Raw genomic sequence first — 23,475 nt, 5'->3', positions numbered from 1 at the left:
GTAATGGTCTTTACCGTATCCGCCTCAAAATTCCAGGCGTGCGATCGGGTAGAACAGAATAACTTTTGACCGTACCCGTCCATCACTTCCCTTTTAGGAGTTTTTCAATAGCGTCGCGTGTTGCCCTAGCATTGACATCACTTGAAAGCAGTTGATGAAGACTCCAACGCAGTATAGCAATCCTAAATCAATCAGATAAATTTGTAGGGGTAGTGCTAAGAGTGCCTACCCCCTATCTATCGGGGCAACCACGGGGGGATTGCCCCTACAATAATTACGCAAATCATTTAGGATTGCTATATACTGATAGCGATCGCCCTGTTGTAAAAGATGTAGTGGAGAAAGCAGTTATAGTTCTGCTGCCCTAGTCCTAAACCAGCAGATGCAACCCGCTACTATCAGCAGGGTTCGCGTGAAGATAGCGACCCGTCGTCTCAATTTAGCTGTGTCCCAATGTTGCTTGCACCAAGTGGATGGGCACGCCCCTATTCAATGCTTGACTGGCGGGAGAATGCCTTAGCCAGTGCGGCGAAACTTTCCCCTCAACCTCGGCCCGCTTGCCGGCAGTCGCTACAATTTTGAGAACGTGGGATGAGGTCAAGTGCTCTCCTTTCCTGCTCAAGAACACCACAATCAGTTCTAACATTTTTTGTCGTGGGTTATCTTGAGTAACGACAATGACTTTACTTTACTTTCTAAAGTTTGATGTCTTATCATAGCACTATGCAGCGTGAGTGCGACGACCCCTAAATATAGATATGCTAGCCTAAATTTTAGCTGTATTGTATTGTAGCAATTAATTTCCTAACTTGCCTAAAAAAGCATGATTTATTTACATTTAACACTAGCTTTCTCTAGTTTACTAATGTCCCCGATATCAGCTAGCCCTTTGATAGCATACGCTACAAATACAATTGCCCAAAACTCCGAAATTGACGAGCCGTTTTGCTACATGAAAACCCCCGACGGCAAAACAGTAGACTTAGGCAAGTTATGCGAGAAACAGCCATCTTTAGGAAATTCCCAAACTTGCATTCCCGGTTCCAACATTGCTGCGAAAGTGTCTATTGCGGCGACTAATTATGACGGCTACTTTTTCAGCGGTCAAGTCCTTAATCAAGGCTGCAAAATAATCAAGAATGTCAAAGTCAATTATGAAGTTTTGGACGAGTCAGGCAATTTAATTGACAACGGATTTATCTACGCTGAACCAGTTACTCTTGCACCCGGACAGTCAGCCGCCTTTCGGGGCGAAGTTGTCGCGGGGGCTAAAGTACAGGCTACTCATGCCGACGGTCAAGAATGATTTTAGATTTTAGATTTTAGATTTTAGATTGAAGAATTGGACAGTTAACCCACGGATGAATCCGGGGGCTTTGTATCCCGGATGCTTTCGGTGAAGAATGATTGTTGAGATTTGTCCGATCGCTGTTATCATGTTTTGGCTCAGATATCTCTATGACTTACGCAGAGATCCCCCTAAATCCCCCTTCAAAAGGGGGACTTTGAATAATAATCTTGTCCCCCCCTTATTAAGGGGGGTTAGGGGGGATCGAAGTTTGAATATTCTTGCAGAGATCCCCAAAAACAGAATTTGCGAGGGCAAAATATCTTGAAAACTCGATCGACATACTGGCAAATCTTACCCTACCTCCGTCCCCAAAAACAAACCATCGGTAAAGCATTAGCTTGTACCGTAGTATTTACCATATTTTGGCCGATTATAGCGTGGCTAGTTGGCGAAACAGCAAAATTTATAGGCAAAGGAGATTTACAAGGGTTCGCTCAAATTGCTGCACTCAGCGCCATTATCTTTCTAATTCGCGGTACAGCCCAGTACGGTCAAGATACGCTGATGGCAAAAGCTGCTTTGACTATTGCTTTAGAAATTCGCAAAAAAGTCTACTCCCACCTGCAAAAACTCAATATCGGCTACTTTGAAACTGCCAAAACCGGAGACTTATCCTACCGCCTCACCGAAGATATTGACCGCATTGGCGAAGTCGTAAATAAATTTTTTCATCAGTTTATCCCTTGTGTTTTGCAGCTAATTGCGGTTCTGGGATATATGATTTATCTCAACTGGCAATTAACCTTGGGTGCATTAATTATTGCACCGCTGATGGCTATCTTAATTGGCTGGTTTGGCGAAAGACTGCTGAGTTACTCGCGCCAAAGTCAAAATCGCATTTCTGATTTATCCGCTTTGCTGACAGAAGTATTCAGCGGCATTCGTTTAATCAAAGCATTTGTGGCTGAAGACTACGAAATTGCCCGCTTTGCAGAAGAAGCAGAACAAAACCGCCGCGCTAAGTATTTGTCAGAAAGAATAAAAGCACTTCAGTTCGTTGTAGTTGGCTTTCTGGAAGCGATGAGCGTGATTTTGCTCTTTTTCCTGGGAGGTTGGCAAATTTCTCAAGGAAACCTCACAGGTACTCAATTTATCAGTTATATCGCAGCGGTGGCACTTTTAATTGATCCCATCGCTATTACAACTGCTAATTACGGGGATTTTAAGCAGGGAGAAGCTTCTAGCGATCGCATTTTTGAACTATTAGCAATTGAACCCGCTGTAGTCGAAAAACCGGGTGCAATTGAACTTCCCCATGTTACCGGAAAAGTCGAATACCGCAATATTAATTTTGCCTATAACTCAGAGACACCCATTCTGCAAAACATGAGTTTGTTGGTGCTTCCCGGAGAAATGATTGCTCTCGTGGGTGCATCCGGTGCGGGTAAAACTACTTTAGTAAACTTGTTACCCAGATTTTACGATCCGCAAGCGGGACAGATTTTAATTGACGGTATTGATATTCAAGATGTCACCTTAAATACTCTGCGGAGGCAAATCGGAATTGTACCGCAAGAAACGATTTTATTTTCGGGTACAATTGCTCAAAATATTGCTTTTGGGCGATCTTATTATGAACTGAAAGATGTGCAAAAAGCTGCGGAGATTGCTAACGCTCATCAATTCATTAGTGAGTTTCCTGACGGCTATCAAACTTGGGTAGGAGAAAGGGGTGTAAATTTATCTGGGGGACAAAAACAAAGAATTGCGATCGCCCGTGCAGTTTTGCTTGATCCGAGAATATTGATTTTGGATGAAGCGACATCGGCGCTGGATTCGGAATCCGAAGGTTTAGTGCAGGAAGCGCTGGAAAGATTGATGCGCGATCGCACTGTGTTTATTATCGCTCATCGTTTGGCGACTGTGCGGAGAGCCGATCGCATTTTAGTTTTGGAAAAAGGCAGAATTGTGGAATCGGGGACGCATGAGGAATTGCTCGAAAAGGGCGATCGCTATGCTGGCTACTACGCTCAACAGTTTAGTCAGTAGGCTACGTTAGAAACCGGGTTTTTGGCCATTTCTGCTGGCCTCAACGAAGTATTCTCGAAAAAAACCCGGTTTCTTGTTACCCGTGCGTAAGTCCTAATCTAGCAAAAATTTCATTCAAAAGCCTCTCTCGTCTCCAAAGACAATTGATCTCTGACTAGCATAAAGTCGTCAGAAAACCTATTCAAACTATCAAAAAAAGTTTTCCAAGGCTTTTCTGGTCTCATCACAAAAACTTCAACCTCTTCGCCCACAGATCCAGGCGGCACTTGAATTTCAAGTTTATTTCCTGCAATAACTTTGGTTGTAATCCGTATTGCTGACTGCATACTTCCTCCTTTGCAATGATTAATTTTCAACAGCCCCTAAAGCTTTGAGCGTGGCTTTCTCAACTTCAGTTAAACCCGTAACGCCCGTGATATTCATCTCCTCATAAGGTCTGTCACTTTTAAGTATTTTGAGGCACTCACCAGTCTCAAAATCCCAAATTCTAATTGTGCCATCCCGACTACAAGCAGCAATGATTTTTCCATTTGAACTGAAGGCAACAGAGTTAATTCTACTGGTATGATCTTGCAAAATTTTGAGACATTCACCTGTACTGATATCCCATAATCTTACCGTTCCATCGACACTTCCACTAACAACTATTTCACTAGAAGAACTAAAGGCAACTGAACGTATCCAATCAGTATGCCCCTGTAAGATTTGAAGGCATTCACCGCTGCGGACATCCCATAGTCTAATTGTTCGATCGATACTTCCAGTGGCAAGTATTTCACCGTTGTGGCTAAAGGTAATCGCGCGTACCCAATCCGTATGCCCCTGCAATATTTGGAGGCATTCACCAGTATGGATATCCCACAGCCTCACCGTTCCGTCCAAACCTTCACTGGCAAATATCTCGCCCAAAGGACTGAAAGCAGCCGAGTATACATAATTGTTATGTCCGTGCAACGTTTTGAGGCATTCGCCAGTACCGATATCCCACAGCCTCACCGTTTGGTCATAACCTGCACTCGCAAGTATTTCACCATTTGGACTGAAGGCGATCGATCGTGTTTCATTGCCAAATTCTGGCAAAGTATGAAGGCATTCACCACTGCGAATATCCCACAGTTTCAGTGTTTGGTCATAACTAGCGCTGGCAAGTATTTGACCCGAAGGATTGAAGGCAACTAAGTTTACCCGATCGAGGTGCCCGTGCAAAATTTGGAGGCACTTACCACTGCTGACATCCCACAGCTTGACAGTTTGTTCGTCATCGCCGCTAGCAAGTATTTTACCGTTTGGACTGAAGGCGATCGATATTACTTGATTGCGATGCCCTTGCAGTGTATTCAAGCATTCACCGCTGTCGATATCCCACAGCCTCAGCGTTTTATCGTAACTACCGCTAACAAGTATTTCACCGTTTGGACTGAAGGCGACTGACCCTACTTGATTGCTATGTCCTTGCAAAGTATTCAAGCATTCTCCAGTGCGGATATCCCACAGCTTTGCAGTTCGATCGTGACTTCCACTTGCGAGTATTTCGCCCGAAGGACTGAAGGCTATTGACCGTACTCGATCGCCATGTCCCTCCAAAGTTTTGAGACATTCACCGCTACTGATATCCCACAGTTTCACTGTTTTTTCGCTGCTGCCACTAGCAAGTATTTCACCCGCAGGATGGAAAGCTACTGAAAACACGTTTTTAGTAGGACCGTACAAAATTTTGAGGCATTCACCAGTACCGACATTCCACAGCCTTACTGTTGTGTCGCCACTTCCACTGGCTAACATCTCACCAGCAGGATGGAAAGCCACTGAAAATACAACTTTAGTATGGTCTTGCAAAATTTTGCAGCATTCACCCGTGTGAATATCCCATAACCTGATCGCGCCATCAAAACTCCCGCTAGCGAGTATATTTCCATCAGGATTGAAGGTGACTGACATTACCGATCCGGTATGTCCCTGCAAAATTTTTAAACATTCACCAGTCTTGACATCCCATAACTTGATTGTATTTTCATAACTCCCGCTAGCAAGTATCTTACCGTCAGGACTAAAGGCGACTGACTCCACCACGTTGGTATGTCCTTTACAGGTCAATATTTCTCTGCAACTGCTAGCTTCCCACAAGCGAACTATGCCATCAGTATCACCTGTAGCTAACAGTTTGCCATCGGGACTAAATATGACCGATCGCACGCTGCTGAAGATTTTAGTAAAGGTAGAATTAGCTAAATTTGCTTCAGCAAAATTGACGCGGCGCAGACTAGCATTTGTAAAATCAGCACCTAAAATAACGGCACTAGAGAGGTCTTTTCCTTCTAAAGCAGTCTTGTCCTTTTTTAACAACAGAGTTGCCGCATTCCCTCCCACATAACCCACCTCGCTTTCAGTTTTACCTCGCGTTGCTTCTATAATTTCGAGTAGGGGCAATCCCCCCGTGGTTGCCCCTCTTTCGGTGGTTGCCCCTAAACCAGGGGCGGGCGGGCACGGGGACACCGCCCCTACTAGCATCGGCAACAACAAATCCATGACTGCTTTCGTCAGTGGTGCTTGTCCGAAACTCTGAAGAAGTTGACCTAAATCTTCAGCAACAAATCCTTTCAAAGGTGCGATAAGTTCGTTGTTATTTCTCTTCTGGGCCTGAAGCCGACAATAATTTGACCAAGTGTATAATTGAGGCGCTGCATTACGATCTAAACAAGACTGTTCCGGCGCAACTAATTCGGTAAAATCTGCCGCCAAAACTCCCAATTCTGCTGCAAATTTATAAGCGACAAAAAACTCTAATAACGAACGGTGCGCCGGAGCATAATCGCCATCTGCATTGCGGATCAGCATCGTTTGACCCATCATGTCGTAGTGCCAGTGGTCTAAGTCTTTTTCTTCTTGGACGACGGAACCAAACAAGCTGCGAATGCGATCGGGAAAACCGCGATAATTCAGGCTCATTTGGTTGGTTGACAGCATTTCCCACGATAACTCGCACAAAAAGTAAAGCTTATCTGCCAAAGAAGTAAAAGTCCGTTCTGCTTTGATATCTCTCTCTATTTTCCGCCGCACCGCATACAGATAGATTCGCGACATATCCACGGGTTTTCCAGCTTCAATATCGGGCAATGCTTCCAAAATTAACTCGGTCATCACCGGGCGGCGCGCTAAATCCAATAACTGCGGGTTTCCCATCACTTTTTCGACAGTCGCGGCTTCTGTTTGAAATGACAGCGCTTGCCCAATTTGCTCGTCGTTAAATTTCTCTAATTCTAAGACTTCAAATTGGGGAGTTTCGCCTGTTAAAATCGTTGTTGATGCTTGCAGTTCTGCATTGAACAATGCCCGTCCTTCCTTGCCTTCAGGAAAGTGTTCGGTACGGCAAGTGAGGATGACTTTTGCGCCAGGAACCACGGCTTTTGCTAGTTCCCAGAAGTTGTTGATGGTTTCTTGCCGATCGCACTTAGCGGCCATTTCATCAAAACCATCGAAAATCAACAGAAACTTGCCCATGCGATTGAGTTGTTCAAAGGCAGAATAACCCGCCAAAGGTATCTCGTGCTTCCGAAAGAAAAACTCGGAAAATAGCGACTCGACACTCACTGCTTTGGCGTAATCTCGCAAAGGAATTACTAACGGCAAACGCGGACGTTCTAAGCCGCGCTTTTGAGCATCTCGGTAGCGTTGTAGCGCCATCCAAGCATAGTGCATCGCAAACCAAGTTTTCCCGGTTCCAAATTCTCCTAAAACTGAAATATGTTCTTTTACTGGGTCTTCTAACCACAGGTCAATATAACCTTCGATCCAGCCATCTCGCCCGTCATAATGACTCACGCCTATCTTGCGGTGAGTATCGGGATCAATTTCTTCTTTCGTACAGGCTAGCGGCACATATTTGGTATCAATTTCTCTGCTGGTTATTTCTTTTTCTAGCCAATCCAGATAAGCGGTAAAATCGGCATCTTGGTCGAGCAATTCATCGAAAGTATAACAAGCTAAATTACGATTTTCGGCTTTCTCTATCTCATCCCGCGCGGCGCGACTGATGCGGCGGGCTGTGACTAACCACCCTTCATCGGTGCGCTGTCTTTCTACCGACTCGCGCAAAGCTGAGATATCCCTGAGTCCCGCTTCTCCGGCAATTCCGCGCACTAAAATGCGATCGTACCGATTGCGTCTGACGGGGACATTGATAATCCATTCAAAATAGTTATCTTCCGAGATTTGATAGGTTTCAAACTTATAACTTAATGTTTCAAACCACCCGCGAACTTGTTGTGATAAAATAAAAGCTTGAGACTTTTGAATATTAGTTGATGCTGCGGCGGGAAGTGCGGGATAATCTTCAGCTTCCAGTCGTGCAAACTCGGTGCGAATTCCTTCGATAGTGGGGAGGCGTTCGATGCGATCCATTACCATAGATAGGCGTTTTTGCAAAGAGGCGATCGAATTTCCCATCATCACATCTCCCAGCGTCCGCGTCCGCTTTGCTACTTCCATAAACACGGCGGCAAATGCCATGAATTCCCGTCTGGGGTCAATGCCTAAATCTCGAATTTCTTTGCCTAAAGCACTCTTATTCAGATATTCATCGCCTGCTTGAATTAAAATGGCTGGGCTATCGGACTCGAAAGCTTTGCGAAATGCTGATTCAATCTCTTTTTGGCGAAACAGTTCTAAAATCTGCTTGGGTTTGCCAGCGCCGTACTCTACTAAAGTATAAACATAAACTCCGCTAAAATCTGCGGGCGGAGCATCGGGGTCGAGGTTAAATCTTTTTAAGATTTTGATGACACTTTCATTGCGCTGAAACTTGTCTTTGATGGTGCCGAAGGGAATTGTCGTCAGGAGGCTGATAACTAAGTCGAGACTAATTAGCATGATTTAGGCTTTCCTGTTTTTCCGTGGAAGTAATGCTCAAATCTAGAATCGGTAGGCTGTGTCCCTGAAATGCGCTGCGTATCGCAAACTGCTCTAATTTTATGTTAACAGGATTTACGCGCTCCGACCAAAGAAACCGGTTTTTTACCGAATCTGCTGGTAGGAGCGAAGTATTTTCGTAAAAAACCCGGTTTCTGACCCACGGCTTGTAAGTTATATCCAGTTAATTAAGTTAGCATTTTTTAGTAAAATTGACAACGATTAAATATAGAAAATACCGACACATATTGTAGTGTAAATAGCTCGGATATTAGTTGTTATATCATAGTGCAAAAGTTAAAATATAGATAACTAACAAATAAAAGTTGCTATCTATGAAAATACAATCTTCTGTCTTAGTCCACCTGGGGTTTGGCAAATATGTACGCTCCGATCGAGTAACAGCAGTAATACCAATTGAAGAAGAACGGGGGCCTGGTCGGCGCACTTTCGTACACGTAGACGGCGAAGCAGACCCGATCGTTGCTTCACGCGCCGAAGATACAATTGTTCGTGATTTGGTGCAGGAACCGCGCGAAATAACTCAAGCTCGGCAGCAACAAGAAATCCTGCAAGATTTGCTGGCAGATTTGAGCAATGTTAACGTCACCGTGCGCCGCATCAGCCGCGATGAAGGCGGACTCGATCTCGAACGTTTGGAGCGTCGCATTCGCCAAATTTTAGACGCCTAAAAAAGAAAGACCGCCCGCGCGGTCTTTCTTTTTATTTGTGTAGCTAAAAATTTTAAGTTACGGGTTTCAATGTAATTTCGATGTCCGCTAAACCCGTGAGTTTTTCTACCACTGGCTCTTCTTCAATTCGCGGTACAAAAATAGTTAAACCTCCCGGAACGCACTCAATTGAAACCGGAGTCATACCGATGATTTCCCCGTCTAAAACCACTTTTTGAGGCGGATCGGTAGTAATTTTTATTTTTTTTGCCCGCAAATAACCGATGTCGTCGCGATCTGTAGGATTGCCGCTCAAAGCTGTTTGCAATAGGTGATAAGAAGCTGCGATCGCCCCTGCTTTATTCTGAGGTGCAACCAGCGTTACGTCCAGCAAGCCGTCATCAAAAACAATCCCCGCCGGGCCTTGAGCTAAAATGGAAGTAGGTGGCGCTGCATTCGCCACGGTGACGGCCACAGCAGTAAGGCTGATAATTCTATCTTCGGTTTCGATTTCGGCTTCAAATCTTTCTAAATTGTTTAACTGTTTAATTCCTGAAAGAATGTAAGCCAGCATTCCCCAGCGATTCTTCATTTCGCGATCGGCTAGTTCGACGGTTTCCGCCTCAAAACCCACTCCGGCTAACAAAACCATCGGCATTTCATCGTTGCAAATCGCCGCATCCACCACCCGCGTCAACCCTCCCAAAATATTTTCGCAGGCGGCTTCAATTGTATTCGGAATATCTAAAGCATTAGCAAAAGCATTAGCAGTTCCCCGCGAAATAATTCCTAAAGGAATATTGGTGCTGACAATCGCCCCAGCAACTGCGGATAATGTGCCGTCGCCCCCGCAAGCAATAATTGCCTCAACTCCCCTAGCAACTGCTTCGCGGGCGATTTGATCTGCGTCTAATTCTGGGGTTGTCAGCCGAATGTCTAAGTCAATAAAAGGCTCTAAAAGTTCCTGAATTCTAGCTAAGTCTTGGTCGGGGTCGCTGTTACCGGCGACGGGATTGAAAATTAGGCAAGCTGAACGTTCCATATTTGGTAATTGGTAATGGGTAATTGGTAAGGACTCATTGATAATATTATGTCCGGTAAATCGCCAACAATCAAATTGGTGTGTAGCGAGAACTTCAGTCCTCATAAAACTCGATAAAACTGAAGTTCTCGCTACACACCTAGAACGGTGCAGTATTTGTGCGAGAGGTTTAATTAAGACTTGACAAAAGTCCACTCTAAGACTTCGCGGGGAGCTTTGTGCAAGGCTTCCTTGATTTCCTGGTTGCTGTCGAACTTGACTTTATCCAAAAGGCACGCTTCGACGTTCACAGTAAACTTATCTTCTTCAAAAGGCCAAGGAGTTACAGTCACGAGTTCGTTGCTGTGCTGTACAATATCGTAGCGCTTGCCGTCCGGGCCGACACTAATTTCTAAAGCTCGTTCTCCTGCGGGTAACTCGCGGCTGCAAAGAATTAATGATAGCCGATCGCACCACTGGAAAAAAGCATAAGCTGCCTTAGCATCATCCTCGGAAATATTCAACTCTTTTTGCCATTTTTTTTGATTTTCCAGTTGTTTGTCCAAAAACTCGTCGAGTTCCTTCGACTCTCCCCGCTTTCCTTCATTGAGATAGCTCATGTGCATAGAAATCAGCATTGCTACCCACCTACCGCGATATAGGGAATTCTCCGTCATGGCTTTAATTTTCGGCAGAGAAGTTTCCGTCTGCAAGGTAAAATCAAAGGGCGCGCCCGCTTCAGTCAAAATATTTTCTTCCCATTCTTTCTCCAAATCGTCGTGATGGGAAATAGCCGCTATGGTTTCATAGAGGCGAAGCGGAGATTTCGAGCGCTTCCACTGTCCGCCCAGTTGCGCCGCGAGTAAAGCGTGGGCGCGGTGGTAAATAATTTCCCAGCCGGTGGCGGTTAAGTTAGCAATCATTGAATTTTTCTCCTGAATTAAATTGATACAAGTATTTTGTGCGAGCATTCCGCTCTCGATCCCCCCTAGCCTTAAAAAAGGGGGAACCGGAATCGGTCAAAGCCCAGGTTTTTAAGGGCGATCGAGACTTACAGAAAAACGAAAGTTAAATCACAAAAGGTTCGATCGGGATATCCTGCCATTTCCCCTCAAAGCGTTCGACAACCAAAGGTCGGATGCGGAACTTCGGGGGACACCCATCGAGAACATCAATCCGCAAACACGAATAAGGACGGCGTTTGTGGGAACCTTGACCGCTGCGGCCGACAAATAGCAAAGATTCCGCTACCCGCCGGCTGGCTGTTTCGGAACCAGACTGCCGCGCCAACCGATAAGCTTCAGGACTCAATGCTTCCTGCAGCATCGGCCCTTCCGGGCGCTGGCGGCGGAGACTGTGGCCGCTTCCCCCGCAGACAATCCAATTAATCCCAGAGTCGCCGTGTCCGGTATCCCCAGTCCGCAGGTATTCCAAACAGTGAGCGTGGCCCGTCAGCACCAAATCTACTAGCGGACGCCCCCGCGCCACATCCCCAACTGCATCGGCCACCCCGTCGAGTACCTCGCGCAATCGCAACCGAACCGCTAAAGTTTGAGCTTGATTCCACTTTGTCGCCTCGGTCACGTAGGGGGGATGGTGCAGGTAAATTACCCGCCCCCGCACCTCGGAATCGCGCCAAGAGTTAATCAGCCTTTTTTTCAGCCATTCGAGCTGTTCAACGTCCGTGGCGGCTGTTTTGTGGGACGACAGTTGTTTGTCAATATCCATCAACATTTCGTCAACTTGCTCTAACTTGGCGCCCAAGTCGTCTAGCTGTTCGGCTTCCTCGGGAATTTCGGGGTTGAGCCGATCGCACATTTCGATCATTGCCAATTTTTCTTGTTCCAACTTCTGGCGATCGAGTTCCAAATCCTGGCGGCGGATGTCGCCCTGTTTGGTTTTCGGGATTGGTAAGGGCTCGTTGAAGGTGTTGGAGTCGAGGGCGAAGAAGTCGATGCCGCCGCTGCGGAAGGTGTAGTAGCGGTTGGGTAAGCGGGTAAAGCGTCCGGGTTGGTAGCGGAGGCAGCGGCCTGTGCTGGTGCTGGCGGTGTAGTGGGCGTCTAGGTGGCGATCGAGTTCTCCCGGTATTTTGTGAGCTTGCAGGTAGTCGAGAAACGCTTTGGCGTAGGCATTTCCGCGATCGGAACCGTGCCAGCCGACATCGAGATCCAACTTGGAACCCAACAGCCGCCGCAGCGGTAAGGCTGTGGCCGAGAGAATGCCGTAGACTATCGGCAAGTCGTAATAGTCGTGGTTTCCCGGTACTGGCAAAAACGGAAAATTAAACACCATGCGATCGTAGGCAATCCGAGAGGGATGCTCGCCGCCGACGATAAATTCTCGGTAGGGGCGAATAAAGTTTTGCAAGTAATATTCGCTGGAACCTACGAGATAAACTACATCGCCCGTGTGGAGGACGAAACGGCAAGTTTCGCGCTCCGAGACCATCAGTTCGGCAATCTGCCGCTGGGGATTGTAGCCGCGGTGGTTGCCCGTGCCGCTGTCGCCTACGACTAAAAACGAAAACTCTGGAGAGTCGGTGGTTTGAGATTCCAAAACCATCCGAGTTTGGTCGATTCCCCGATCGACGATCGACTGTTCTTGCCACCGCACCCGCTCTTTCATTTTGCGGATTTTAACTTTTATTTGCGGGTCGGAAACGAATTTCAATTCACCTCTTCTCCAAAATTGCTGAGTTCCTACTTAATAGTGTAGCGATCGGGGAAGTTTTTACATCTCTCTAAAAGCTGAAAATCGACGCGCGGGTACTCAGAAACCGGGTTTTTGACGACAATACTGCCTGACAACTGAGATATTGCACCTTTCTCAATCAGCCTTTTATGGGCGGACTCTGGGGTTCACCCCCAAGAAAATTCACTCTTTGTGGAACAGGTCGTCGGGTTTTTTAAGCGAGAATGGTGCAATATGTGAGACGATCGCACTCTCCGACTCCAAGCGCGATCGATCCCTACACCCTGCCCCAAGTGGGCAACATCAGATAGAACGCAGTAAAAAAATATAAAATGGAAGCAATACAACTGTCTTTATTCTCAAAAGAGGAAGAACCAATTCCTGCCAAAAAGCAGAAGAAAGCAAAATTAGGGCGTTACGAACGCATCCAACGCGAACTAGAAGCAAATGACTGCGACCCCTACAAGATATTCATTGATATTGAATCTCAGTCACTGCCAAAATCAGACTATACATTTGTCGATCTTTTTTGCGGTGCGGGCGGCATGACCCAAGGTTTATTGCAAGCAGGTTTTCGACCAGTAGCAAGCGTTGAAATTAATCCCATAGCCTCGGCAACTCATACAAAAAACTTTCCCGATTGCCATCACTTGTGCGACGATTTAAAAAACTTAAATCCCCAAAAGTTGCTCGCTGAAATTGGTTCGCCAGAAGTTCATCTTGTTGTAGGTGGGCCGCCGTGTCAAGGCTTCTCAGTTGCAGGAAAACGCGACCCCAACGACCCTCGAAATCGCTTATTTAGAGAGTTTGTCCGCGTAGTCTCTGAAATACGTCCTTGGTATGTTGTCATGGAAAATGTACCGGGAATATTGACTATACAAAAAGGATCTGTTAAGCAAGCCATTTGCGAGGCTTTTGAGGAAATTGGCTATCCCAATATGTCCGTTGCTGTTCTGGAATCAGCCGCCTATGGAGTCGCGCAAATCCGCCCGCGAGCTATTTTTATTGCCAATAGATTTGGGATGCAAAATCCCTATCCGAAGCCACAATTGTTGCCCGAACAATATAAAGCGATTGAGTCAGCCATTGATGATTTACCAGAGTATACTCCCATACCGGAAATTAACCACCAATGGACTCGTCATTCTGTTGAGTACATGGAAAGACTTGCTAAAGTTCCACCAGGCGGTTCTTTGTATGAAAGCTACGCCGATGCTTTCAAGCGACAGTATCCGGGAAAACCGAGTATGACTGTTAAAGAAAATCACGGCGGCACTCATATTCATCCTTATCTTAATCGCGTGATTTCCGCTCGCGAAATGGCTAGATTGCAAAGTTTCCCGGATTCATTTATTTTTGAAGGTTCAATGAAAAAGGCTATGTGGCAAATTGGAAATGCCGTGCCGCCCCGTTTAGCAGAGTGTATCGGTTTTGCACTTATTCCATACTTGACTGATATTGCTGTAAACAAATTTAAGCAGCCTGAAATAATCGTTCTAGCTTCTTAGTTGCTGGCAATGGTTTACCTTCAGCTTGACAACTCTCGATTAGTAACTCTAGTACCTCTCGCGCATTGTAGATAGCTTCTTCATAAGAATCTCCGTGAGTTACCGGTTGCATGACATCCTCAAACTCCGGCAAAAATACGACAAAGCATCGATCTTCTTCTGACCATTGGATAACAACTGTATATTTCATAGTTCTGTCTCCTCTGCTTTGATTTCCCTAAGCAACTCAATTGTTTCGTTGACTAACTTCTCTAAATAATGCTTCTAACAATTATTGTCCCTGTTTGGCGGTTTCCTCGTAAGTGTGCCGATTGAAAAGCTACCTGCTCTCAGTAAATTAACGCAAGCTGACAACAAAAATTTTATCTTCTTTTGACCACTGGACGATCAGACTATAATGGCTATTCATGGGCTATAATACTTAAAATTACCAAGCTCACTTAAATTATATGAAATATTAAAATGGATTATTTAAAATGGAATAATTCCATCGCAGCTCATTTTTTCAATAATGAAATGGCAGGGCGCAGCGTTCACCTGTATGTCACAGAGGAACTAATAACAGATATTGGTCAAAATTACGGTGCGGATCTTCCCGATTTTATTAAGGCAGTTAAGGCTGGTCCTATTGGGGTGCAAGGGAAGGGCATCTGCGAGAAAGCCTTGCAGAGTATGGATGACTGGAAGTACCGACACGGACAAAAAGGTTATCCTCTTTACATCGGCTATTTGGCGCTATTCGTCCTCGCTGCTGGTATCGAAGAAGATTTTGCAGCCCATGCCTACTACCGCCGTCTCCGGGCATTACTGCGCGAACAATCTACATCTGGACAGTATCGAGGGTTCGACCAGATGAGGAGGCTTTGGGATGACTTAGCGCGGTGGGCAAATGAATACAAATCAGGTGAAGTAGGGATCTTCAATATCAACAGTGCTGGGCGTCGGATTCATGTTGGCATACCCATCGCCCAAACTCTTTTGACTGAAAAAGAGCGTCGCGCACTACCTGCTATATTTGCGGCTGCTGACTTAGATCCTGTTTCACATCCTACTGAGGGGGCGATCGCACTTTTGTTAGCCAAGCACGGGCGTAAACAACTGCGACCACCGACGCTGCGCTTATTAGAAGAAACCAGGGACAGTGACGAACATCGCCAAGCATTGCTCGAATGGATTATTGATGAATTGCGTGGTTGGGATGGAACGGCTGAAGTTTCAGATAGAACGCAGATTTACGGACTATTGAGATTGTGCTGTCAACTCGATCCAATTGCCAAACGCGCCACTATAACCTTGCGTTGCAGTACAAAACACGAATTTTCAGAAGACGATTTATTGTTATTTTCAGATGGTAATTGTCAGCCCTTCTCTTGTTACGAAGATAGTGGGGGTTGGTCTTCAACTCTGATATCTGAGTCAGACGGAAAACCACTGGTTGCCTCTGAATTTGATTGGTTGAAAGGTTTGCAAGTGCGATCTGATGACTCTAAATGGTGTTTTAGGCTGCCAGCATCACCCATTCGAGTATTCATTGATGGAGGTAGTCAGGGATTACCGGGATTTGTAGAAGTGCGACAGTTGCCCATTCAAAAGCCATTTTATTTAGCAGCTCATCAAGAGTGTTTGGAATTGCTGACAAGATGGGGAGACTCTAGCTGTCAAGACTTTGAAAATGTGCAAATCATAAATGGTTTGCCCAGTGGGTGGCACTTCTTCAAAGCGAAGGGTGCTTACAGTGACGAGCTTGTTAAACGAGAATACCCAATCTTAGCTTTCCCGACTAATATACGCCTAGAGTTAGCTGGGGGAATACGCCTGGAAAAAGGTAATAAATTCTTTAAATTTGCACCGCCAAAATTGGTGCTGCAAGGTGGCAGCGAATCAATAAAAGTATATTGCAACGATCGCCTATTAGATTCCACGGAAGCAGCAGATATTTATGAATTGCCAGCCGATACTCCAGCGGAAACAAAGTTGCTAATTGAAGCACGCAGTGGAGAGGATATTATCAAGCGCTGTTCTCTGTTATTGGTAGAAAACTATTCTTTGCCATCCCAAACCAATTCCCAACAGTTCGATCGCTTCGGGAAGCTCCAGACAGGAGATAATGGGAGCGCGGGCGTTGCTGGCGCATTTGTGCAGGGTCTTGATTTCCCGGACTTTAACTTCAACACTTTTTTACCAATACAAGGAAAGCAGCGGATTTTCTTTGTTGGTAAAGAACCAGGTCAAATAGCAATTTGGCCGGCGGAATCACTGCCTACAAATTGGGAGCCTGTTTGGGCTATTTCCAAAGGTCGTCATCGCGGTCAAGTAATGTTTTGCAGCACCAATTTAGCCGAATCACAACCGTCGATGTCAAAGTGCAAAGACCGCAAGAAGATTCGGGCTTGGAAAGAAATATTGTGGCACGATCGCAAGAAAATTTCCCCGCCCGATCGTTCTAACTTGAAAGTATTGTGGCAACAGTTTCAAAAGGAGGCAGAACGTGTCTGAAACTAGCGAAAAACTGCTCTACATTATTTCTGCAAAAAAGCAAGTTACTTGGCTATCCTTTAAGGAAACCTTTGATTATTTGTATAATCTTGAGACGGGTGTGAGGGAAGAAAACATGGACAAAGACGGAATTAAGAATAAAAGATTTCAAGTAATTCGCGCCCTCGATTCTCTGGGTCACTGTGACTTTAATTTTAGCGATGATAGCAGCAAGAGTAAGGCTTATTCTGCTCCCCCTCTATTGGTACGATTGCCCAGTGCCGGCTTTCCTCAAGCCATTTTAGCAGGAGCGCGATCACCTACTACTATTCAACAATTATCAGATGCTTGTCAGTCTGTGGGAAATCACATCAACGTTGAAATCCAAGACCAAGCGAGTGAATTAGGGCTGATACCGAAGCGAGTGGCTGTACAAGCAGAGGATATAAGGGAATTACAGGCGATCGCATCTTCTCTCGGCATACCTTTTATCGAAACGCCCTCAGCCTGGTCTTTGCTGCATTTTGCCGCCAGTATTGACGACTACTTAGCTACTCTCAAATGGGCTAACGCTCCAGAATTGAACTGGAAAGACCAAACTTTTGAACCTAATTCATTACAATTTAAAACTATCAAAGAAACCGACACTAATATTCGTCTCAGTCGATACATTCATCCATCGCGAAACACCCTATCGTACTATCATTGGCGAGATGGAATTTGTACAGAAATAGACCTTGATTGGGGAAGGTATGCTATTCTTAAAGCACTGCGGCGGAATGTCCTAATCTACGACAAACGCAGATTCACTATGGCAGTACCTGCCAGCGCCAATCTGCCACGACTTCTAGAAAGAGCCTTAACCCTTTGTTCCGGTTATGCAGCAACATATGTAAAAAAATTGCCGCACGATCCGCAAATTCAGGGATTCAAGTTATTCTTCGCAATTCCCCCTCAAATAGCAGAAATGACCGCAGCTAAATTAGGGCAAACACTTTTACAGCAATCTTTAAATATAACATAGTGAGGTAATTTATGCACGATCCAATTAACGCCTTTAATACAATCCGTGACAACTTCCTACTGTACATAAAAACCGCTTTCGGAACTCAATTTACTGAAATAGAACAAGAGCGCGAAAGACTGCTGCGCCAACCCGGTGCATTCCATCAAGAACCCTGGATTGAACCGATGCCCCGCTATCAAAGATCGGGTAAAACTATCTATGATTTAGATACTTCAAACGTACCAGGATTAGATGAATCTGCCATTCAAGATTTTAAACAGCTTGCCTCCTGCGGACTTGTAGGCAATTACGAACTGTACAGCCACCAAATCCAAATGCTGCGACAGGCATTAGAAGGTCAAAATGCTGTAGTAACGGCAGGTACTGGTTCAGGGAAAACAGAGTCTTTTATGTTGCCGCTATTTGCTTACCTTGCCCAAGAATCGAAAAATTGGGATAATCCTAAGCCAGAGAAACCTCATCTCAACGACTGGTGGAAAAATGAGGATTGGCAGAATGAATGTAACCCTGTAGGGAAGAAAAACCACAGTTTTAAGAAATCTTATCGCGTTCCTCAGAGAAGTCACGAAAACCGGGATGCTGCTGTTCGCGCCCTCATTTTATATCCCATGAATGCCTTAGTTGAAGACCAACTTACCAGGCTGCGCCGCGCTTTAGATTCTGAAGCAGCGCGAGAGTGGTTTCAAAATAATAGAAAAGGCAACCGAGTTTATTTTGGAAGATACAACGGCGTTACGCCCGTACCGGGACATGAATACACAGAAAATCGTAAACCTAATGGCAAAAAAATAAAAGAACTGCTGGAAGCAATACAGCAAATGGAGCAATCAGCCACTAAAGCTAGCGAACACGCAAATCAAACTGGCGATGATGATGTCAGGTTCTTTTTCCCGCGTTTAGATGGGTCAGAAATGCGCTGTCGCTGGGATATGAAGGATGCCCCGCCAGATATTTTAATTACTAACTATTCTATGCTCAGTATTATGCTGATGCGGAATATTGATCAAGATATCTTTGAAAAAACGAAGGAATGGTTAAACAAAGATGGTAGTGTCTTTCATTTAATTGTTGACGAATTGCACTTGTATCGTGGCACTTCTGGGACTGAAGTAGCTTATTTGCTGCGACTGTTGCTGCAACGATTGGGGCTCCATCCAGGTCATCCAAAATTGCGGATTCTTGCCTCTAGTGCATCTCTGGAACCAGACGACCCAAAAAGCTTAGAATTTCTGAATCAATTCTTCGGTGTCGAATGGCATTCCCAACAGATTATACCCGGTCATTTAGAGCCAATTCCGTCAATTGAGGGTCAAGAATTCCTTGATGTCGAACCGTTCATCGCATTGGCCGAAGCACCTGAAATCAATAATATAGAACGGTTGCAGGAAACTGTGGCATACAGTGCTTGCCGCGAAATTGTGGAATCAGAAAGCGCGGCTATTGGCGCTAGAATGGTCGATGCTTGTAACGTTGATGACAAAATTCGTGCCGTATCGATCGCTGATTTTGGTCAAAAAATGTTTGGCAATAACTTAACAAATGAAAGCCTCAAGCTGGCAGTAAGAGGATTGCTTGTCGCTCGCGGTTTGTCCGACCAAACATCCTTGCCATCTTTTAGGCTGCACTGGTTTTTCAGGAATATCGAAGGGCTTTGGGCTTGCACTAAACCGAATCACGGGTGCGAGGAAAACGAAATCAGCGAAAAGCGACCTGTTGGCAAACTTTTTGTAGAAAATCCTCCCATACTTTGCGATAATTACCGAGTTTTAGAACTTCTTTACTGCGAACAGTGCAAAACTGTATTTCTTGGGGGAAACAGGCTGACCAGACAGAATAATGACGGATGGGAACTTTTGCCTACCGAACCGGATATTGAGGGAATTCCTGACAAACAAGCTGGCAAATTTCTCGCTCGGAGGACGTACAAAGAATTTGCTATATTTTGGCCGTCCAGACAGAGTGATATTGATGAATATGCGAAGGGTTGGGGACAGTATAAAAAAGCAGAGTCAGGTTGCTGGAAGAAGGCATGCCTAGATACTCGCAGCGGTATAGTTAGTTTAGGCGACCCTCATTCCTCTGATGACTTAACATTAAAAGGCTATATTTTTTATCGACCGAACCTGTTACCAGAGGAACAGGAAAAAGTTAAAGCTTTGCCTGCGGTTTGTGCTTGCTGCGGTGCTGACTACAGCAAGCGACTGTATCAAAAATCTCCAATCCGTGGCTTCAGAACAGGTTTTTCTAAAGTGAGTCAACTGCTGTCTAAAGAACTGTTTTATCAGCTACCAGAAGACGCGGAATCCCGCAAATTAGTAGTGTTTTCTGATAGTCGTGAAGATGCCGCTTCTATATCCAATGGAATTGAGCGATCGCACTATGACGATCTAATACGAGAAGCACTTTTTGATGAACTTGGACAAATCGCAATCGGAAAACCCCACCTGTTAGAAGATATTCAACAATACGGTCAGCCTGCTCGTTCTGAATCTATGTTTTTTGTTCAACGTCACCCCCATATAGTAAGCGAGTTAGAGGAAAAGCTTGAATTAGCTAACTCGACCTGGCCAGCAGAACTTTCGCCTGTGGTAGTAAAAAACTTGCAGGAAAATCGAGATAACGCTCAGAAGGTAATCAGCGAAATCCAGCAAATAGGTAATACCCGCACAGTTCCTCTCAGAATACTGTTTGAAGGCGACAATCAAGAGCCTGGTTTGCTCATGCAGCGATTGAAAGTTTTGGGGGTCAATCCTGCGGGTAACGATGTCGATTACCAGGAATTTAACTACGACAGTAACTGGCATCATTGGACAACATTATTTGATTTTTCCTCTGATACCGCAGGGTGGAAATCTAAATTGTCTCCTGGCGCAGAGGAAAGGCGAGAAAACAAACTTCGCTCTAAAGTTAAATCTGAGGTCTGCGACACACTTTTCAGTCGTCTGTACTTTGGGATTGAAGCATCGGGTCTGGGTTATGTTCGCCTGAATTTACCGCCAAATCAATTAGAACAGCTAGCAATCCAATGTGGACTTTCACCTTCAGTATTTGAGAGCATTTGTAACGGCAGCTTGCGAATTTTAGGTGAATTGTACAGGTATCCGCAAGAACCTAAAGATTATCCGTTAGATGACTGGAAAGACTGGGGTGATGTGCGATCAAAATTTCGGAAATATATTAAAGAGTGTGCAGAAGCTTGCGGAATTTCAGAACAGGAATTGCAGCAGGCATTGAAATCTGCCATTTGCGAATGCGGTCAGCACCACCACTTTATACTTAATCCCCGGCATTTATCTGTACGAGTTGCTGTGTCCGATGACCCCGTGTGGCAGTGCGATTCTTGCCAGCGTCCTCACCTGCACCGTGCGGGAGGTATTTGTACTAATACTAATTGCTTGGCAAATTTAGCGTCGGAACCTAATAAAATATGTGCAGATTTATACGCTCGCAATTATTTCGCCACCCAAGCTGTAAATAAGCGTCAACCCTTGCGTTTACATTGCGAAGAGTTGACCGGACAAACCGACGATCAAGCCGAGAGACAGCGACATTTCCGCAACATTATCGTGAATTTTGGCGAACAAGAAAGAGATTTTATCCCAGAGGTAGATATCATCGACATTTTGAACGTGACTACCACAATGGAGGTGGGAATTGATATTGGCAGTTTAATGGCTGTGGTGATGGCAAATATGCCGCCTATGCGCTTTAATTACCAGCAGCGTGCGGGTCGCGGCGGTCGCCGGGGTCAGGCTTTCGCGATCGTACTTACTCTTTGTCGGGGTCGATCGCACGATGAATTTTATTACCGCCATCCTGAAAAAATTACCGGCGATCCGCCGCCGGTTCCTTTTCTTTCTATGTCACAGGTTGAGATCGTGCAGCGCCTCCTAGCCAAAGAATGTTTGAGACGCGCATTTAAGGATGCTGGTGTCACCTGCTGGGAGGTAGAAAAAAAACCGGACAGTCACGGTGAATTTGGGACACTTAAAAAGTGGAAGGACACGGAAGAACGCCGCGAACAAGTTCGTAATTGGTTAGAAAAATCAAAGGAAGTCACCGAGATCGTAAATTCTCTGCTAGTCGGTGTTGAAGGTATCGATTGCAACAAACTTGAAAACTATGCACGTCAGGATTTGTTTAAAAAGATTGACGAGTGTGCCAATAACTTAGAATTGACTGGAGATGGATTGGCAGAGCGCCTCGCTGAGGGCGGGGTTTTGCCGATGTACGGGATGCCCTCAAGAGTGCGTGATTTGTATCATCACGATCCGTCCCGAAAACAAAAAGTTCCTACTATCGATCGAGATTTAGATTTAGCTGTCTCTGAATTTTCCCCTGGTTCAGAAAAAACTAAAGATAAGCGGATTTATACTGCGATCGGGTTTACAGCATCGTTAATTCCCGACACTAAAAATGGGTTGGTTCCTGCTGGCGAACCTCTGAGCGTTCGCAAATGGATGTTGAGGTGTCAGCGCTGCCAACATACGGATACAAATAATGCAAAATTTGAACATATAATCTGTCCAGAATGCGGGGCAAATGAGGAAGATGGATTCCGACTTTTTCAGTGGGCTGTCCCTTTAGCTTTCCGTACCAGCCTCAATCCTGGGGCTGACGCTAAAGATGAATACGATGCGTTAATTACAGGTGCAGCCAGCGTAGCCGAATCACAAATTCAATATTTTGAGTTAGTAAATAACACAAATACTCAGACAGCTTTTTCTGAATCCGGCCGCGTTTTCCGGGTGAATGACAATCGAGGACAGCTATTTAAAGGAGCAACAGGAAATGCAACATTTGGACGCGGTGATAAATTGTTACCAGATCAGTGGATTGATGAGCGATTTCAGAATAAAAATAATGTGAAGTTTAAACAGCAGGGAGAGTCAGAAAAAATTGCGATCGTTGCCCCAAAAACCACTGGTGTCCTGCGAATTAAACCCGCTGCTGTACCAGATGGATTGTGCCTCGATCCTATTGCACGCGGTTCCGCCGTCAAAGCTGCTTTCTACTCAGCCGCTTTCATGGTTCGTGCTGTAGCAGCACAAGAGTTAGACATCGATCCTGAAGAATTAGACGTGAGCGGTTTGCGACAGGCTGAATTAGAGGATACCGGGGAAAAAGTAGGAGAAATTGTAATTAGCGATCGGCTTGCAAATGGTTCTGGCTTCACCTACTGGCTAGCTAATTACTGGGAAGACATCCTTTTAGACAAAATTCTGAATTCTCAAAATAGCTTTGCTGAGGCGATAATGTCACCAGAACACCGCCAAAAATGCGACTCTTCCTGTTATGATTGCTTGCAGCAGTACCGCAATATGAACTATCACGGTCTGCTGGATTGGCGTTTGGGGCTTTCCTTGCAGAGGGGATTAGCTAGTAGTGATTTTCGTTGCGGACTGGATGGGGATTTTTCTACTCCCGACTTAGAAGATTGGGTGTTGAAAGCAACTGCTTTGCGCGATACATTTTGTGCTTCGTTTAGTTGTTCCGCGCAACAGTTCGGTGCTCTACCGGGTTTGACTGTGGGGGATATAAGTGTTATCATCGTTCATCCTTTGTGGAATCTAGATTGCCCTCAAGGCTTATTGAATGAAGCCAAGGAAGCCGCTGCTACAGTCGCACAAGCTGATCGGATTCGATACCTAGATACCTTCAATCTCCTGCGGCGTCCAAGTTGGTGTTATCAGTCACTAGCTGATTAGAGCAACGCAGTCCCGTGCTGCTTTACCAGATGGCCTAAAGCGTGCAGAATCTTCTGTTTCGATCGACTCATCTGCCAATTTTCAGTCTCTGCGGACGATCGGTCTACGGACGATGTGTCACATATGTGG

General features: G+C 45.4%; 14 protein-coding genes. 7 read left to right on the top strand and 7 right to left on the bottom strand.

Translation table 11 applies throughout. The features are described 5' to 3' along the window. Positions 1–439 precede the first annotated feature (439 nt). Positions 440–646 carry a tyrosine-type recombinase/integrase gene (locus QUA34_RS02110; protein WP_333327235.1) on the bottom strand — a complete coding sequence of 69 codons (207 nt, stop codon included), beginning with the start codon at positions 644–646 and terminating at the stop codon, positions 440–442. A gap of 219 nt (positions 647–865) precedes the next feature. On the opposite strand from QUA34_RS02110, the gene QUA34_RS02105 reads away from it, so the two are divergent. Together QUA34_RS02105 and QUA34_RS02100 are read left to right on the top strand one after the other, a co-directional pair. Beyond that, on the top strand, positions 866–1,306 hold the full coding sequence (locus tag QUA34_RS02105) for an FxLYD domain-containing protein (protein WP_333383720.1): 441 nt from the start codon (positions 866–868) through the stop codon (positions 1,304–1,306). A 306-nt stretch (positions 1,307–1,612) separates the two neighbouring features. Beyond that, on the top strand, positions 1,613–3,340 hold the full coding sequence (locus QUA34_RS02100; protein ID WP_333383717.1) for an ABC transporter ATP-binding protein: 1,728 nt from the start codon (positions 1,613–1,615) through the stop codon (positions 3,338–3,340). 110 nt (positions 3,341–3,450) lie between these two features. Here the strand turns inward: QUA34_RS02100 and QUA34_RS02095 are convergent, their stop codons facing one another. Continuing rightward, positions 3,451–3,666, bottom strand: coding sequence for a hypothetical protein (locus tag QUA34_RS02095; RefSeq protein WP_333383715.1), 216 nt, complete (start codon positions 3,664–3,666; stop codon positions 3,451–3,453). Between the two features lie 19 nt (positions 3,667–3,685). Beyond that, positions 3,686–8,206, bottom strand: coding sequence for a WD40 domain-containing protein (locus QUA34_RS02090; RefSeq protein WP_333383712.1), 4,521 nt, complete (start codon positions 8,204–8,206; stop codon positions 3,686–3,688). 374 nt (positions 8,207–8,580) lie between these two features. On the opposite strand from QUA34_RS02090, the gene QUA34_RS02085 reads away from it, so the two are divergent. Then, positions 8,581–8,937: a hypothetical protein gene (locus tag QUA34_RS02085; protein WP_006631047.1), complete on the top strand. Its 357-nt coding sequence runs from the start codon at positions 8,581–8,583 to the stop codon at positions 8,935–8,937. A 52-nt stretch (positions 8,938–8,989) separates the two neighbouring features. On the opposite strand, the gene QUA34_RS02080 is transcribed toward QUA34_RS02085, so the two are convergent. The 3 genes from QUA34_RS02080 to QUA34_RS02070 form a co-directional block, all read right to left on the bottom strand. Then, a complete protein-coding gene (locus tag QUA34_RS02080) occupies positions 8,990–9,958 on the bottom strand; it encodes a YegS/Rv2252/BmrU family lipid kinase (RefSeq protein ID WP_333383709.1) in 969 nt (322 codons plus the stop codon). A 173-nt stretch (positions 9,959–10,131) separates the two neighbouring features. After that, entirely contained in the window at positions 10,132–10,860 is a 729-nt protein-coding gene (locus QUA34_RS02075) for a DUF3891 family protein (RefSeq protein WP_333383707.1), read from the bottom strand. A gap of 145 nt (positions 10,861–11,005) precedes the next feature. Next, on the bottom strand, positions 11,006–12,607 hold the full coding sequence (locus QUA34_RS02070; protein WP_333383705.1) for a metallophosphoesterase: 1,602 nt from the start codon (positions 12,605–12,607) through the stop codon (positions 11,006–11,008). A gap of 353 nt (positions 12,608–12,960) precedes the next feature. On the opposite strand from QUA34_RS02070, the gene QUA34_RS02065 reads away from it, so the two are divergent. Then, positions 12,961–14,136, top strand: a complete 1,176-nt coding sequence (locus QUA34_RS02065) for a DNA cytosine methyltransferase (RefSeq protein WP_333383703.1) — start codon at positions 12,961–12,963, stop codon at positions 14,134–14,136. On the opposite strand, the gene QUA34_RS02060 is transcribed toward QUA34_RS02065, so the two are convergent. Further along, positions 14,102–14,326: a type II toxin-antitoxin system HicB family antitoxin gene (locus tag QUA34_RS02060; protein WP_006631052.1), complete on the bottom strand. Its 225-nt coding sequence runs from the start codon at positions 14,324–14,326 to the stop codon at positions 14,102–14,104. The genes QUA34_RS02065 and QUA34_RS02060 overlap by 35 nt on opposite strands. A 272-nt stretch (positions 14,327–14,598) precedes the next feature. On the opposite strand from QUA34_RS02060, the gene QUA34_RS02055 reads away from it, so the two are divergent. Genes QUA34_RS02055 through QUA34_RS02045 form a run of 3 tightly spaced genes read left to right on the top strand, consistent with a single transcriptional unit; the run spans position 14,599 to position 23,346 of the window. Then, complete coding sequence (locus QUA34_RS02055; RefSeq protein ID WP_333383702.1) at positions 14,599–16,632, top strand: hypothetical protein; 2,034 nt, start codon at positions 14,599–14,601, stop codon at positions 16,630–16,632. Next, a complete protein-coding gene (locus tag QUA34_RS02050; RefSeq protein ID WP_333383698.1) occupies positions 16,625–17,635 on the top strand; it encodes a hypothetical protein in 1,011 nt (336 codons plus the stop codon). Before QUA34_RS02055 ends, QUA34_RS02050 begins: the two co-directional genes overlap by 8 nt. Before the next feature lie 11 nt (positions 17,636–17,646). Next, positions 17,647–23,346: a DEAD/DEAH box helicase gene (locus QUA34_RS02045; RefSeq protein WP_333383695.1), complete on the top strand. Its 5,700-nt coding sequence runs from the start codon at positions 17,647–17,649 to the stop codon at positions 23,344–23,346. Positions 23,347–23,475 lie beyond the last annotated feature (129 nt).

The sequence above is a fragment of the Microcoleus sp. POL10_C6 genome, from assembly GCF_036701585.1.
In the GTDB taxonomy this organism is placed as follows: domain Bacteria; phylum Cyanobacteriota; class Cyanobacteriia; order Cyanobacteriales; family Microcoleaceae; genus Microcoleus.
This window is presented reverse-complemented; position numbering and strand designations above follow the sequence as displayed.